Origin of the sequence: Actinosynnema sp. NPDC049800 (assembly GCF_040656635.1) — a bacterium.
GTDB lineage: Bacteria > Actinomycetota > Actinomycetes > Mycobacteriales > Pseudonocardiaceae > Actinosynnema.
The window spans coordinates 70,368-85,310 of the sequence record NZ_JBFAMT010000009.1 but is presented as its reverse complement, the minus strand read 5'-3'; the positions used below and the strand labels follow the sequence as shown (position 1 = coordinate 85,310).

Here is a 14,943-nt window from a genome sequence, read left to right as displayed (position 1 = left end):
CAACACCACACTCGACCGATGACTTCGGACGTTGAGGCTCCGATCCAAACCTGACGTAGAACGCACTCGGAGCCTGAGCGGCCCGACGAAAACGTGGCACTGCGGAGGTGCCGGTTCGACCCTGTAGACACGAACCGGCACACGACCTGTACACCCAAATCCGCACGTTAGACGCATGATCGCCGAGTGCGCAGGTTCGAATCCTGTCGGGGGCTCTACCACGAAAGGCCCTTGACCAGCGCGAAGCCGGTCAAGGGCCTTAGTCGTCTGTCCGAACGGGCTAGAGCGGGAAGCGGCCGCGGCGCCATTGCCAGTGATGGCCGGCCTTCAGGTGGTCGACGATGGCGCGTTGCAGGGCGGTGCGGCGGGGGAGTTGGTCCAGTGGGGTGGTCAGGGTTCGGAATGCGAAGCGCAGCACTTCGACGTCGGCGTCGAGGCCTTCCGGCTCCTCGTAGGGCTCCAGGTCGAACCTCCGCTGGAACCGGACGATGTTGGAGTCCTCCGGCAGGTACTCGCGCAGCTGCGGGTCGAGCAGCCACGAGCCGCAGGCGAAGGCGGTGAAGTGCTCGTCGGGGAAGTGGCGCGGGAAGAAGGCGCGGGCCTCGTCGAGCGACTCGTCGACCGCCTCCGGGGTCAGCGGCCCCGACTCGGGGACGTGCAGGTCGACGGCGCCGTCGCCGCGCTGGTGCTGCAGCCGGCCCAGCTCGTAGACGCTGCCGCGCGCGTGCAGCGTCAGCCAGCTCTGCATGACCGGCCAGCCCTCGCCGCGCATCCGCCGGTCGATCGCGAGGTTCCGGCCCAGGTCGGCGAGGGTTGCCCACGAGACGGCGTCGGCGATGCCGTGGTCGCGGTGGTACCCCCGGACGACGCCGGTCAGGGCCAGGTACGCGTACGCGTAGAGGTGCCGCCAGGCGAGACCCCGCTCGCGCGGCAGCTCCGGGCCGGGCGGCAGCCAGCCGTGGCCGCCGAGGTCGGCGCGGACCAGGGCGATCGAGCGGTCGAGGAGCCAGCGCAGCTCCGGGGTCCACAGTGGAGAGCCGGGGTCGGGCCAGCCGGCCATGATCTCGGCGGCGTCGTCCGGCCGCACCGCGAGGCGGTCGAGGATGGCGGGCGCGTCGGCCTTGGCGGGCAGCGGAGCCGACGGCAGGTCGCCGGCGAGCCGGTGCACGCGATCGACGTCCTCGACGGCGACCCCGAGTCGGGCGGCGGTGTCGTCCAGGTCCACGTGGCAGATCCTAGCGACCGGTCGGGTCCGCGGACATGGAGAAGCGGTCGTCCCGGTGGATTCCGGGACGACCGCTTCGACGAACACCTAGCGCTTGTTGACCTTCAGGACGACGGTCGTGGTGGACGTGGTGTGGTTGGCGTCGCCGTCGTAGACGACGGTCAGCTGCCAGCGACCCGTGCCGAGGGCGGCCGTGTCGATGGCGACGGTGGCGCGGCCGTTCACCAGGGTGGCACGGCCGACTTCCAGGTCACCGCCCGAGATGATGCGGACGACCCCCGTCGGGGTGTGCGGGCCGCCCTCGACCTCGACCCGGGCGGAGGCGTCGCCGCCCGGCTTGACCGCGTCCCGGTTGAGGGTGGCGGTCGTGGTGCTCGCGTCGAGGGTCTCCCGCGGCACGGAGATCGTGTTGACCTGCTCGACGTGGCCGGCCTGGTCGACGGCCCGGTACCGCACCGTCGCGGCGACGTCGCCGAACGGCAGCGGCGAGGTGTACGTCGTCCACGCCGAGTCGCCGACCTGGTACTCGACCCGTGCGACGCCGGAGGTGTCGTCCGCCGCCACGATGGTCACGGAACGGGCCGTGCCGTTCCACGAAGCACGGCTGACCGGCGCCTGCGTGTCGACGTGGACCTCCCGGGTCACCGGGCTGGACACGTTCCCGGTGACGTCGGTCGCCCTCGCCTGCACGGTGTGCCTGCCGTCGGTCAGCGTCACCACGTCGGTGGTCCGCCAGCCGCCGTCCACCGCGAGCTCGACCGACTGCACGCCGGTCTCGTCGGCGGCCGTGGCCTTCACCTCGACCGGGACGGTGAACCAGTCGCCGGTCGGCGAGGCGGGCGTCGTGCTCAACGACACCGTCGGGTCCAGGCGGTCGGTCACGATCACCGTCACCACCGGGCGGAGCGCCTGGCCCACCAACGCGCCCTCGACCTGGAACGAACCCCACGACGCGTACCGCGCCGGGTCCACGTCGGCCCAGTCGACCGCGGTCGCCCGGGTCGAGCCGTCCGCGTAGGTCACGTCCACAGTGGACGGCAGCACGGGGGCGACGCCCTCACGGGTGCGCACCGACACCGACGCGACCGACTCGGCCAGCAGGTTCGGCTGCATCGCCGCGCGCAGCACGTCCAGCTCGGCCTGGCTGATCGGGATGACCGTGCCGTGCCGCGGGCTGCGCGGCAGCACCGAGCCCGGGACCGACGTCCAGACACCGGAGGCGATGTCGTCGGTCCGGAACGCCAGGTACCCCTGACCGCCGTGGTAGCTCGGCTGGTCGATCAGCATGTGCCAGCGCCCCGGCACCACGTTGTCGCGGAACACCGTCGGGCCCTCGCCGCCGGTGAACGTCCCGCCCCACGGGTTGGGCTGGCCGACGCCGATGCGCTCGCGGACCAGGGACCACGGCGAGGACGTCGTGGTCGGCAGCGCCCCGGTGACCGTGGCCAGCAGGTCGGTCGACTTCTCCTGCCGGACCGTCATGGACGCCTCGTCCTTGATGAACCGGTAGAACGTGTCGCCGTCGCGCACCACGGTCGCGTCGATCATGCCCAGACCGGTGCCCCGCTTGACGTCCACCCACGGCTTCGCCTCGCTGAACGTGCGGAAGTCGCGCGTGGTCGCGTACATCATCCGGTTGTAGGAGGTCCGGAAGTCGCGGGAGGTGACGTCGGTCGTCGGGTACAGGTTCGACGCCCAGTAGACGACGTAGTCGCCCGACGCCTCGTCGTAGAACGCCTCGGGCGCCCAGGTGTTGCCCGCGAAGTCCGACGACACCTTGATCATCCGCTGCTCCGACCAGTGCACCAGGTCGGTGGACTCCCACACCACCAGGTGCTTGCTGCCGGACTCCTGCGCCTCGCTGAAGTTGTTGCCGCCGTAGATCTTCAGGTCGGTCGCCAGCAGGAAGAACTTGTCGCCCTCGTGCGACCGGATGAGGAACGGGTCGCGCAGGCCCTTCTCACCCATGGTCGAGGTGAGCACGGGACGGCCGTTGTTCAGCTCGTCCCACGACAACGGGTCGTTGCCCTTCGACGCGGCGAAGTAGATCTTCTCGCCGTCGTCGGTGCTCTCGCCGACGAAGTACGGGAAGAAGTACGCCTCGTGGGCCGCCGGGGCGGGCAGCGGGAGCACGGTGACCGGGATCGTGCGGGTCGCCGTGCCGCCGTTGAGCGTGGCGGTGACGGTCAGGTCCACCGTCACCGGCTCGCTGCCCTGCGCCGGCCGGGTGACCTCACCCGTGCCGGTCACGACGCTCTCGTTGCCCGAGCGCCACGCCAGCGCCGCGCCATGGGCGCCGGTCAGGGGCAGGGTGAGGTTCCCCCGGACGCCGTCGGCGTCGGTCAGCACGACGGCGTCGACCGCCGCCTGCGCCGTCTCCTCCACCGCGTACGAGGCCGTCCGGCCCGGTTCGGCCGCGTGGGCGGTCGTGGCGGTGAGCCCGCCCGCCAGGAGCGCGGCGCCCAGCAGCGCGAGGGTGGTCCGCTTCCGCAGCGCGATCTTCATCCCGTTCACCCTCTCCGCGGCTTCGTGATCCGCACGACCACGCTGGTCTGCGATGGGCTGTGCCCGCCGTCGCCGGCGTACCGCACGACGAGGGTGTGGTCACCGACGCTCAGGCCGCTGGTGTCGAGCGACACCGTGGCGGTCCCGTTGGTCAAGGTCGCTGATGCCAGGGGCACGGACGACTCCAGGATTCGGATCTCGCCGGACGGCGTCGTGCCGCCGGAGGTGCCGACCTTCACGGTCAGCGGGATGACCGCGCCCCGCTCGGCCTTCGGCTTCGACGGCGTCACGGTGGTCGTGGTCGACTTCAGCTGCGCCTGCTTCGCGGGCACCACGACGGTGCCGGGCTCCTCGACGTTGCCCAGCCGGTCGACCGCGCGGAACAGCACCGCGGTCTCGGCGTCGCCGACCACGACCGGAGCCGTGTACGGCTGCCAGTCGGCCGTGCCGATCCGGGTCTCGATCCGGTCGACACCGACCCCGGAGTCCGCCGCGCGGACCGTCACGGTGCGCGCGGCGGCGTCCACGGTGGCGTTGGAGACCGGAGCGACGCCGTCGATGCCGAACGTCACCGGGCGGACCGCGCCGACGTTGCCCGCCGCGTCCACGGCGCGCACCTCCACGGTGTGCCGGCCGTCGCCGCTGACCTGGACCTTCGCGTCGGCGTGCGTGAGCCACGCGCCGCCGTCGACGCGGAACTCGATCCGGTCGAGCCGGCGGTCGTCGGTGGCGGTCGCCGACACGGTGACCGGGTCGCCGTACCAGCCGTTGGCGGTCGTGCCGTGCAGCGTCACGTCGTCGACGACGGGGGCGACGGCGTCGGTGGTGTGCATCCGCAGGAACGTGATCGACTGAGCGGGGAAGTCGTAGCCGAAGTCGTTCGACAGCCCGCCGATCTGCCGGGTCGTGGGCACCACGTTGGTCGGGTCGGCCTTGGTGTTGGTGTCACCCGGCGCGCCCGTCATCTGGGTGACCTCGCCGTCGGGCAGCACGCCCGCGTCCGAGACCTTGACCCGCGTGCGGACGGTCTCGTCGGAGGTGTTGACCACCTTGGCCACGATGTCGCCGCTCGCCTCGTCCCGCGTGACGACCTGGAACAGCTTCTCGTCGGCGCCGGACTCGTAGGTCATCTGCAGCTCGCCGTTGAGGTACAGCGAGATCGTGTTGCCCGCGACGACGACCTTCACGCGGTACGTCGCGTTGGTGGCCACGCTGTGGCCCTCGACCGACTTGACCTCGACCGCGCTGCCGCCCGACGCCTTCTGCAGCACCGAGCGGGTGTTGTTCCAGCCGCCGAGGTTCCACCAGTAGAAGTCGTTGGTGGCCTTGGCGCCGAACCCGATGAGGAAGCCCTCGGCGCCGGCGGTCTTCTTGGCGTCGAGCTCCAGGGTGTAGTTCGTCCAGCCCTTCGCGTACGCGTCGTCGATGATGCTGCGCGCGTCCGTGGTCGTGGTGGACGACTGCACGTACTGGCCGTTGGTGACGCCCCAGCTGCCCGCGACCGGGTTCCACTGGTCGCCGTTGGCGAAGTCGTCGGAGAACAGCGTCTCGCCGTTGGCGTTCGAGGTGACCTTGACGTTGTCGTAGGCCGCCGCGGTGTTCCAGGTGGACAGGAAGATGCCGCCCTTGACGACCGACTGGTTCACCGAGCCGGTGAAGGTGCTCGGCACGACCTCGTCGCCGACGTTGTTGCCGAACATCTTCTGCACCTCCCAGTTGGGGGTGTTCCAGGACTCGTCGTTGTCGAACCAGATCGCGTCCGGGTTCCACTGCACGTACGACTCGTTGGACAGCAGCGGCGCGTAGGACGCCAGCCGGACCACGTCGGCGTTGCGCTGCAGGCCCGTCATGTACGACGCCTCGACCAGGGCGTTGCGGAAGGTGTTGCCGCGCGAGGCGTACTCGCCCAGGAACACCTTGGGGCCGTTGCGGTCGTAGCTGTCGTAGCGGTGGTGGTTGAGCAGGAACCAGTCCGGGTCGTTGTAGTAGTGCTCGTCGACCATGTCGACGTTCTGGCGGCGGTTGTAGTCCCACAGGGTGTCGAACCGCGCGCCCGCGTCGTCCGGGCCGGAGTTGGAGATGATGGTGATCTCCGGGTGCCGCGCCTCGATGGCGTCCCGGAAGGCCGGGAAGTTCGCCTCGAACGTGGTGGTGTTCTCCTCGTTGCCCAGGCCGATCATCTCCAGCCCGAACGGCTCCGGGTGGCCGAGCGCGGCCCGCTTGGCGCCCCACTCGGTGGTGACGTCGCCGTTGGCGAACTCGATCAGGTCGAGGGTGTCGTCGACCCAGCGGGCGATCATCGCCGGGTCCTTCATCTCGGGGATGGTGCTGCCGCAGCCGTTGGCGCCCACCGACACCACGGGCAGCGGCTCGGCGCCGAGGTCCTCGGCGAACTTGAAGTACTCCAGGTAGCCGATGCCGTAGGACTGGTTGTAGCCCCAGAAGTTCCAGTTGGTCGGGCGTTCCTCGACCGCGCCGATGGTCTCCTTCCACTGGTAGGTGCGGCGCCGGTCGGTGTAGCCGCTCTCCTCGTAGGTGCGGAACGTGCCGACGTTGGTGACGCAGCCGCCGGGGAAGCGCAGGAACGTCGGCTTCATCGCGGCGACCTTCTCGGCCAGGTCCTTGCGCAGGACCGACTTGCCGTTCACCGGGCCGACCCAGCGGTCCTGCGGCATCAGCGAGATCATGTCGAGGCCGACCACCGAGGCCGCGCCCGCCGTGACGACCAGCCTGGCCGCGTCGGTGGTGGCGGTGCCGGTGAGCGTCACCGGGTACTGCTTCCAGGTGTCCGAACCGTCGACGGCCACGGAGCCCTCGGCGTAGGTGACGGCTCCGTCGGCGCTGACGAGCCGGATCGCGAGGTCCTGCGCGGTCGTGGTCCGCGCCCAGACCGAGGCGTCGTACGTCGCGCCCGCCTTGACCGCGAAGCCGCGGTTGTAGCCGAGGTTGCGCAGGCCGTCGCCGGGACCGTCGGCGACCAGCCGGAAGTGGTTGCGGTTCAGCGCGTTGAGCCGGGTGTCGTCGTCGACGACGAGCGCCTGCGGGGCCGTGCCGCCGCCGTTGACCACCTCCCAGCCGGTCATGCCGGTGAAGCTGCCGTTGTCCGAGGAGTTGAACTCGAACGACCGGTTGCGCACCAGCTCGGCGTACAGGCCGCCGTCGGCGGCGTAGTTGATGTCCTCGTAGAAGATGCCGAACATCGTGTCGCTGATCTGCGCGGCGGACGCGTCGCCGTCGATCGCCAGCTCCGCGTCGGACGTGCTGACCTGGGCGAGCTTGAAGCGGACGGCGGAGGCCTTGGCGCCGAACACCAGCGGGCCCGTGCCGCCCGCGTAGCCGGTGCCCTCGGCGTCGCGCAGGAAGAGCTCGCCGCCCGCGGCGTCGGTCAGCCGCACGGGCGTGGCCGCGCCGCCGGTCTGGCCGAGCGCGAGGCGGCCGTCGGTGACGACGACCGGGCGGTCGCCCTCGGCGGTGCGCAGGTGGACCGTGCCGTCGGCCTGGGCGGCCGCGGTGAAGACCAGGGCGGACAGCGGCGGCTCGGGCGAGAGGGCCAGACCGGCGTCGGTCTCGACCAGGTGGGCGCCGCCGGCGTCCTTGATCGAGAACGTGCCGCCGGGCTGGACGTCGCGGCCCGCGGCCGCGGTGACCCGGAAGTCGTCGAACGCGGCGGCGAGCGTCGTGCCGTCCAGCGCGCCGAAGGCGTAGACGCCGACCTGGGTCGTCTGGAACCCGGCGGTGACCGCCGAGGCGTCCACCCACGTCCCGGAGGCGTCCTTGTACCGGGTGGTGATGGTGTCGCCGACCCGCTGCAGCTGCAACGTCTCGCCGGTCGAGCCCGGCCGGTCGACGAACCGCTCGGCGCGGAAGACCGCGGCGGTCTCGACGTCGTTCTCGATCGCGATCCCGGACGGGGCCAGGGCGCCCACGAAGGTCAGGCCCGAGCGGACGTAGTTGTCCATGTCCCGCCAGGCGATCAGCCCGGCGCCCTGGTAGGTCTGGGCGACCTGGGCGCGCACGGTCACCTCGGCGGTGAAGTCGCCCGCCGGGATGTCGACCATGAACACGTTCCGCGCCGTGTTGACCGCCTGGTAGGTGTCACCGGTCTGGCCGGTGACCCGCAGGGATCCGTCGCGGAGGGACCAGCCGGCCGGGTCCTCGTTGACGACCTCCCACTCCGGGCGGAGCGTCGTCGAGGCGAAGTCGTCGGTCCACGTCTCTCCTTCGACCGCCCCCGCGCTGGGGGCGGTCACCGCGGAGAGCGCGACCCCGAGGGACACCGGCAGAGCCGCGGCCACCAGGGCGCTGATCCACCGTCGGCCGGGTCTCGCGACCGACCGCTGCGCTGTCGTCATGAGGGGTGCTCCACTCTGAGTTCCACCGCCGTAGGAAAAAGCCAGCGTTGCCACCGGGGAGTGTGAGCGTTAACAGAGACGACCGTCAAGAGATCGCGCACAGCGATCTACACGGCCATGTGCCGCGCGAGTGGCATGAGTGAGCGTTCACAAGCATGACCGGAGGTGCCGGCGGTGGCGGCTTGCGCGGTCCTGGCCACGCTCGGTGACGCGGAGGCCGGGGTCAGGCCGGCGAGGTGACCTGGAAGTCGTCGCTCGCCACGGTCCGGCCGTCCGGGCGGGCGTGGACCGGGGTTCAGGCTGACGTGCCGACCCGGCGGAGCCGCACCCCGGACGCGGCCCGGGGTCGGGTCACACCGCGGCGGCCAGGTGGGCGAGCGCGGCGGATTCGTCGGTGCCCTCCTCGGCGCTGAAGACGTGCACGAGGAGGCCGGTCTCGCCGGAGGTGGCGGGCACGTGGAGGGTCTCGTAGTCCAGCGTGAGGATTCCCGCCTCGGGGTGACGGAGGCGCTTGCGTCCGGCGCCGCAGACCACCACCTCGCCACTGGCCCAGATCCGGCGGAAGTCGGGGCTGCGGGCGGACAGGTCGGTGATCAGCGCGGCCAGGTCGCCGTCGTCCGGGTAGCGGCCCGCGGCGACCCGGAGTTGGCCGACGGCCTCCGCGGCCCGGGCGTCCCAGTCCGGGTGGAGGGCACGCGAGGCCGGGTCCAGGAACAGGTACCTCGCGTTGTTGCGGTCGCGGCGGGCGGGGTCGGCCAGGCCGCCGAACAGCTCGCTGCCCAGGCCGTTCCACGCGACCACGTCGAGGCGGTGGTTCGTCACGAACGCCGGGAAGTCGCCCACCGCGGCCACGATCCGCCCCAGCAACGGGCTGACGCGGGCGCTGGGCGCGGCGCCGTGCCTGGCTTCGACGAGGGTGGTCAGGTGCGCGCGCTCGGCCGCGTCGAGGCCGAGCGCCCGGGCCAGCGAGTCCAGCACCTCGGGTGACGGCTGGGTGGCACGGCCCTGTTCCAGGCGCACGTAGTAGTCCACGCTGATGCCCGCCAGCTGGGCCAGCTCCTCGCGGCGCAGGCCGCGGACCCGTCGCCGACGGCCGCCGGCCAGGCCGACGTGCTCCGGGGCGACACGTGCCCGACGGGCGCGCAGGAACGCGCCCAGCGCGCGCCGCGCGTCACCGATCCCCTCGACGCCCCCGGTGCGGTCGTCCACGCCGTCCATGCCTCCCAGTATTCCCTGGCCCTGGCGGTACCAGGATCGCCGGACCGCCGGATGGACCGGGTGCTGGCTGCCGCGCCGCGGACCGGCGACCGTAGCGGCATGAGCACGAAGAAGATCCTCGTCGTCAGCGCGCACCCGGAACCGCGGTCGCTCACCGGGGCGCTGACCTCCTTCGCGGTCGAGCACCTGCTCGCGGCCGGTCACGAGGTGCGGGTGTCCGACCTCTACGCGATGAAGTGGAAGTCGACCGTGGACGCCGACGACGTCCCGGACCACACCGGCGACGGGCCGCTGGACGTGCTGGCCGAGCACGAGCGGGCCACGCTGGCGGGTCGGCTGACGCCCGACGTCGCGGCCGAGCAGGAGAAGCTGCGCTGGTCGGACGCCGTCGTCCTGCAGTTCCCCATGTGGTGGTTCTCCCTGCCCGCGATCCTCAAGGGCTGGGTCGACCGGGTCTTCACCAACGGTTTCGCGCACGGCCCGGCGGTCCCACCGCCCTACACCGAGGGCGCCGCGCTGGGCGGACGGCGCGCGCTGCTGTCGGTGACGATCGGCGCCCGTGCGTCGGCGTTCACCGACCGGGGCGTCCACGGCGCGCTGGCGGACGTCCTCTTCCCGATCCAGCACGGCGTGCTGTGGTTCACCGGCATGACACCGCTCGATCCGTTCGCGGTCTACGGCACGGTCGACCTGCCGGCGGAGGCGTACGCGGCGGCGCGGCGGGAGTACGGGCGTCGGCTGGACGGGCTCTTCACCGACGAACCGGTCCCGTTCCGGCCGCTCGTCGGCGACTACGGCCGCGACATGCGGCTGCTGCCGGGCGCGGAGGCGCCGGGGACGACCGGGCTCGACCTGCACCGCCGGCCGTGAGACCGCCGGGATCCCGTGGCAGGAAGGCGACATGGGCCGTCCGTTCGGGATCCCGGTCAGCACGATGGCCACATGGGACGAGTTCATGGACTGTTGGCCGCCGGCACGGTGGCGGCCGGTGCGTTGGTCGGGGTGGCGCCGGGGTCGGTGGCCGCGGCGTGCGACTTCCCGGCCCAGGTGTTGGACCTGCGCGACTGGAAGATCCAGCTGCCGATCGGCGGGGAGGAGGATCCGGACGAGGTCAAGCAGCCCGCGCTGGCGAACTACCGCGTCGACCCCTGGTTCGTGGCCGACGCCGGGTGCGCCGGGGTGCGGTTCCGGGCGGCGGTGAACGGGGTCACCACCAGCGGGTCGAAGTACCCCCGGTCCGAGTTGCGGGAGATGGACGGGACGCGGAACGCGGCCTGGTCGTCCACGTCCGGGACGCACGTGATGACCGTCGACCAGACCGTCACGCGGTTGCCGAACGACAAGCCGCACCTGGTCGTCGGCCAGATCCACGGCGGTGACGACGACATCTCCGTGTTCCGGGTCGAGGGCAGCAAGCTCTACGTCACCAACGGCGACGACGCGCACTACAAGCTGGTGACCGACGACTTCCGGCTGAACACGCGGTTCCAGGTCAAGTTCGTGGTGTCCGGCGGCAAGATCAACGCCTTCTACAACGGCGCGCCGGCGGCGACGTTGAGCGCATCCTTCAGCACGGGCTACTTCAAGGCGGGCGCCTACACGCAGGCCAACTGCGGCAACTCCAGCCCGTGCGGCGCGAGCAACTACGGCGAGACGATCATCCACAAGGTGACGTTGGGCGACAGCGGCACGCCCCAGCCCGATCCGCAGCCCGAGCCACCGACCGGCACGCCGCTGCCGGTCTCGGCGGTCACCGCGAGCGGGCACGACGGGAACGTGCCGGGCAACACCCTCGACGGCGACCCGACCACCCGGTGGTCGGACGAGGGCGACGGCGTGTGGATCCGGTACGACCTCGGTTCGGCCCGCGCGGTCGGCTCGGTGGAGGTGGCCTGGCACAAGGGTGACACCCGGCGGCACGACTTCCGGATCCAGACCTCGGCCGACGGGACCGCGTGGACCGACCGGTTCGCCGGCTCCAGCTCGGGCACGACGCTCCGGCCCGAGACCTACGACCTCCCCGACACCTCGGCCCGCTACGTGCGGGTCGTCGGCTACGGCAACACCGGCAACGACTGGACGAGCATCACGGAGACCTCGATCCACCCGGCGGCCTGACCCGTTCCGGGCGAACGACGAACAGCTCCGGGCGAACGGCCACGTGCCCGGCCGGCGACCACCGCCGGCCGGGCACGTCCGCGCTCAGGCGTCCTTCTTCCACATGATGATCTGGAGGTGGTTGCCGTCCGGGTCGGCGAACGTGCCGAACCTGCCCGCCTCCCGGTCCGCGATCGAGATCCACTCCACGCCGGCCGCGTCCAGCTGGGCTTGCGCGGCGTCGAAGTCGTCGACGTGGAAGTTCATGATCACGCGACCCGGCTCGTGGTTCTTCGCCTCGACGTCCTCCCGACCGTCGACGACGAGCAGGAAGCCGCCCAGGTCGATCGGGCCGTCACCGGTGGACCCCGGCGCCAACGCCTTGGTGTACCACGCCCGCAGCTCTGCGGGCCGGGTCGTGCCGAGCAACACGCTGCCGGGCTTGAGCGTCGTCATGTCGGATCTCCTTCGTTCGCGGGAAGTCGTGGTCAGGCCGCCGCCGCGGTCGCCAGGGCCGGGGTGCGGCTCTCCTCGGCACGGGGGCGCAGCCCGAACCGGATGAGGGCCACGCTCACGAGCGTCACCGCCACGTTCACCCCGAGCGCGAGGTGGGTGCCCGCCAACCGGTCGGCCTGGGTGGCGGCGACCGCGACCATGATCGGCGCGCCGACGGTGATGGCCACCTGCTGCGTCATCGAGGTCAGGCCGGTCGCCAGGCCCTGCTCCTCGTCCGGCAGGCCCGAGGTGCCGATCACCGTGTACGCCACGATGCACGCGACGTGCGCGAAGAACCCGAGGAACAGCGCCGGCACCAGCAGCACCGGCCCGAGCCGGCTCGCGCCGAGGAACACCAGCGGGAGGATCGTCAGGGCCTGCAGGGCCAACGCCGTGGTCAGGACGTTCCGGGCGCCGTGCTTGCCGATGAGCCGGCCGGCGACGGGACCCGCGAACACGGCCGCGAGACCCGGGACGCCGAAGACGAGACCCGTGATCACCGGGTTGAACTCCAGCACGTCCTGGAGGTGCAGCGTCATCAGGAAGATCATGCCGGTCTCCATGGAGAAGATCACCAAACCCGCGTAGTTGCCCCACAGCACCGTGTGCTTCCTGAGGAAGCGCACCGGCGCCAGCGGCGCGGACGACCGCGACTCGACCACCCCGAAGACGCCCAGCAGCACCACGCCGAGGGCGGCGGCCACGAGGCTGCTCTCGATGATCGCGTAGACCACGGCCAGCAGACCTCCGGTGACCGTCACCGCGCCCGGCACGTCGAGCCGCTGCCGGTCCGGCGTCCTGCTCTCGCCGATCAGCAGGGGCGTGGCGATCAGGATGGCGAGGGCGAACGGGATGTTGACGAAGAACGCGGCCCGCCAGCTCAGCAGGCTGACGAGGACGCCGCCGAGCAGCGCGCCCGCGGTGAAGCCGCCGGAGAGGATCGCGCCGTTGAGGCCGAGGGCGCGGGCGCGCGCCTTGCCCTCGGGGAACGTCGTCGTGATGAGCGACAGTCCCGCCGGAATGGCCATGGCGGTGGAGAGCCCCTGCAACGCGCGGGCGGCCAGCAGCACCTCCGGGTTGGTCGCGAGACCGCCGAGCAGCGATGCCGCGGCCAGCAGGACCTGGCCCGCGAGGAACAGCCTGCGCCGGCCGAACAGGTCCGCCAACCGACCGGCCAGCAGCATGAAACCGGCCGCGGGCAGCGTGTACGCGGACACGATCCACGGCAGCTGGGTCAGGCCCATGTCGACGCCGGCGCCGACCTGCGGCAGGGCGACGTTCAGGATCGAGTAGTCGGCGGCGAAGACGAAGGCCGCGCCGAGCAGGACGAGGAGGACGAGCCGCTGCCTGCCGCTGAACCGCGGCGGGGAGGACGTCTCGGCAGTCACGATGCGTGCCCTTTCCTGAGGGTTGTCGTGGTGCGACCACGAGTTCCGGGTTCGTGGCGGGACCGGGTCCGGACCGCGGCGCCCGGTGTGCTCACGCCTCGGCGGCCCGCTTGATGACGGCCAACCGGCGGTCCCAGCCGGTCGCCAGCGCGGACATCCACCGCGTGGTGGCGTCCAGCCCGGCGGGGCGCAGCGAGTACCTCACCTCGCGTCCGACCCGGTGGCCGACGACGAGGCCGGCGGCGTCCAGGACGGCGAGGTGCTTGACGATCGCCTGCCGGGAGACGGGCAGGCGCGCGGCGAGCGTCGTCGCGGTGACCGCGTCGTGCGCGACGAGCAGGTCGAGCAGGCGGCGGCGGGTGGGGTCGGCCAGCGCGACGAGGACGTTGCCGACCTCCTCCACCTCGCCGTCCGGTTCCGCGGTCACACAGCCGACTCCTCGACGCGCTTCCTCGACGCGTCGAGCACCTGCGGCCAGCCGGCGGCGTTGTTGTCGATCGTCCGCGCGCGCACGTCCTCGGAGACCGCCAGCGCGGCGAACCCGCTCTCGACCACGGTGAGGCGGGTCTTGTCGCCCTCGGTGGACAGCGTGAACTCCACCAGGGTGCTGTTGCCCTCGGTCAGCTCCTGACCGGGGAAGGCCGGGGCCCACCGGTACGCGATGTACGTGTGCGGCTCCACCTTCACCACGCGCACCGGGAAGTCGCCGTGCTCGGAGTTCTTGGCCACCACCGACTCGCCTTCGACGGCGGTGGTGGCTTCGAGGCGCTCCGGGTCGGCCACCCAGAAGCCCGGTGCGGACACCAGCGACCAGACGCGCTCGACGGAGGCGTCGATCAGCGTGTCGCGCTCGATCCGGTCCTCGCTCATGAGAGGGCTCCTTCAGCTGCCGCCATTATGTGCAACCCGATAGTTGCACGTCGCCCCACAATCGTGCAACCCATCAGTTGCACGACGTCACGGCACCGGGGACGGCCGGACGTCGGGCACGCGTCGGCGGATGAGGGCGGCGGAGTAGGCGACCACCCACGCCACCCACAGCAGCCAGCCGGCGAGGCCCAGGAGCCCGAGCGGTCCCGGGCCGTCGACGACGAGCGGGGTCAGGGTGGCCGAGGTGAACAGCAACGCGGCCGACAGCAGGCCGAGCCGGGCGTGCCACGCCGGGATGAGGCCGGCGTGCCGCCCGCCCACGGAGAAGCCGACCAGCGCCAGCGCCAGGAACACGCCGTTGAGCGTGAACAGGGCTTCGTGCAGGGACCACAGGGCGCCGCCGGGGTCGTCGGCCACGGCCAGGCGGAGTGCGGTCACGGCGGCGAACGCGCCGTTCTGCAGCAGCACGCCGGCGAACCCGACCAGCGACCACGCCTCGCCGCGCCCGCGGTCGGACCGCCACAGCGCCGCCACCGCGCCCGCGGCGAAGACGGTGGACAGCGCCCAGGCCGCCGGGGTGAGGGCGGACGCGACGCCGACCACCCCCCGGTTGGCCGGGAAGTAGGCGATGACGTCGGCGGCGTCCGCGCCGGTCGTCGGCAGGCCGGTGGGCACCATGATGGCGTTGGCCAGGACGATCAGGGCGGCGAAGCCGAGGCCGGAGAAGCCCGCGATGCGCCCGAACGCGCTGGTCGGTGCCGGTTCGGCCACTTTGGTTTTACGCGACATATAA

The 14,943-nt window shown here is 71.8% G+C and carries 11 protein-coding genes; 2 read left to right on the top strand and 9 right to left on the bottom strand.

The window, feature by feature from the left end; all coding sequences use genetic code 11:
* Window positions 1-280: 280 nt before the first annotated feature.
* From AB0I91_RS13655 to AB0I91_RS13640, 4 genes are all read right to left on the bottom strand, one after another.
* Window positions 281-1,225: an acyltransferase domain-containing protein gene (locus AB0I91_RS13655; RefSeq protein WP_499636952.1), complete on the bottom strand. Its 945-nt coding sequence runs from the start codon at window positions 1,223-1,225 to the stop codon at window positions 281-283.
* Window positions 1,226-1,312: 87 nt separating this feature from the next.
* The gene (locus AB0I91_RS13650; RefSeq protein WP_499636950.1) at window positions 1,313-3,730 is read right to left on the bottom strand and encodes an OmpL47-type beta-barrel domain-containing protein; all 2,418 of its coding nucleotides are present in this window, start codon (window positions 3,728-3,730) and stop codon (window positions 1,313-1,315) included.
* A gap of 5 nt (window positions 3,731-3,735) precedes the next feature.
* Complete coding sequence (locus AB0I91_RS13645; protein WP_499636948.1) at window positions 3,736-8,082, bottom strand: alpha-L-arabinofuranosidase family protein; 4,347 nt, start codon at window positions 8,080-8,082, stop codon at window positions 3,736-3,738.
* Between the two features lie 351 nt (window positions 8,083-8,433).
* A complete protein-coding gene (locus AB0I91_RS13640) occupies window positions 8,434-9,300 on the bottom strand; it encodes a helix-turn-helix transcriptional regulator (protein WP_498775201.1) in 867 nt (288 codons plus the stop codon).
* Window positions 9,301-9,399: 99 nt separating this feature from the next.
* Between AB0I91_RS13640 and AB0I91_RS13635 the strand changes: the two genes are divergently transcribed.
* Window positions 9,400-10,170: an NAD(P)H-dependent oxidoreductase gene (locus AB0I91_RS13635; RefSeq protein ID WP_499636946.1), complete on the top strand. Its 771-nt coding sequence runs from the start codon at window positions 9,400-9,402 to the stop codon at window positions 10,168-10,170.
* A gap of 72 nt (window positions 10,171-10,242) precedes the next feature.
* Complete coding sequence (locus AB0I91_RS13630; RefSeq protein WP_499636944.1) at window positions 10,243-11,418, top strand: polysaccharide lyase family 7 protein; 1,176 nt, start codon at window positions 10,243-10,245, stop codon at window positions 11,416-11,418.
* 84 nt (window positions 11,419-11,502) lie between these two features.
* Here AB0I91_RS13630 and AB0I91_RS13625 read toward each other — a convergent pair whose 3' ends face one another.
* From AB0I91_RS13625 to AB0I91_RS13605, 5 genes are all read right to left on the bottom strand, one after another.
* Entirely contained in the window at window positions 11,503-11,853 is a 351-nt protein-coding gene (locus AB0I91_RS13625) for a VOC family protein (RefSeq protein WP_498784738.1), read from the bottom strand.
* A gap of 32 nt (window positions 11,854-11,885) precedes the next feature.
* Window positions 11,886-13,280 carry an MFS transporter gene (locus tag AB0I91_RS13620; RefSeq protein WP_499636943.1) on the bottom strand — a complete coding sequence of 465 codons (1,395 nt, stop codon included), beginning with the start codon at window positions 13,278-13,280 and terminating at the stop codon, window positions 11,886-11,888.
* 91 nt (window positions 13,281-13,371) lie between these two features.
* Window positions 13,372-13,707: an ArsR/SmtB family transcription factor gene (locus AB0I91_RS13615; protein WP_499612639.1), complete on the bottom strand. Its 336-nt coding sequence runs from the start codon at window positions 13,705-13,707 to the stop codon at window positions 13,372-13,374.
* Window positions 13,704-14,150 (bottom strand): SRPBCC domain-containing protein, encoded by a 447-nt coding sequence (locus tag AB0I91_RS13610; protein WP_498784732.1) that lies wholly within the window; start codon window positions 14,148-14,150, stop codon window positions 13,704-13,706. The genes AB0I91_RS13615 and AB0I91_RS13610 overlap by 4 nt, the downstream gene beginning before the upstream one ends.
* An 87-nt stretch (window positions 14,151-14,237) precedes the next feature.
* Complete coding sequence (locus AB0I91_RS13605) at window positions 14,238-14,939, bottom strand: hypothetical protein (RefSeq protein ID WP_499636942.1); 702 nt, start codon at window positions 14,937-14,939, stop codon at window positions 14,238-14,240.
* Window positions 14,940-14,943: the final 4 nt, after the last annotated feature.

What these genes read in the sequence shown, in the direction of transcription:
- AB0I91_RS13650 (WP_499636950.1), bottom strand. Translation starts at nt 3,730, where the DNA reads ATGAAGATCGCGCTGCGGAAGCGGACCACCCTCGCGCTGCTGGGCGCC.
- AB0I91_RS13645 (WP_499636948.1), bottom strand. Translation starts at nt 8,082, where the DNA reads ATGACGACAGCGCAGCGGTCGGTCGCGAGACCCGGCCGACGGTGGATC.
- AB0I91_RS13640 (WP_498775201.1), bottom strand. Translation starts at nt 9,300, where the DNA reads ATGGACGGCGTGGACGACCGCACCGGGGGCGTCGAGGGGATCGGTGAC.
- AB0I91_RS13635 (WP_499636946.1), top strand. Translation starts at nt 9,400, where the DNA reads ATGAGCACGAAGAAGATCCTCGTCGTCAGCGCGCACCCGGAACCGCGG.
- AB0I91_RS13630 (WP_499636944.1), top strand. Translation starts at nt 10,243, where the DNA reads ATGGGACGAGTTCATGGACTGTTGGCCGCCGGCACGGTGGCGGCCGGT.
- AB0I91_RS13625 (WP_498784738.1), bottom strand. Translation starts at nt 11,853, where the DNA reads ATGACGACGCTCAAGCCCGGCAGCGTGTTGCTCGGCACGACCCGGCCC.
- AB0I91_RS13610 (WP_498784732.1), bottom strand. Translation starts at nt 14,150, where the DNA reads ATGAGCGAGGACCGGATCGAGCGCGACACGCTGATCGACGCCTCCGTC.
- AB0I91_RS13605 (WP_499636942.1), bottom strand. Translation starts at nt 14,939, where the DNA reads ATGTCGCGTAAAACCAAAGTGGCCGAACCGGCACCGACCAGCGCGTTC.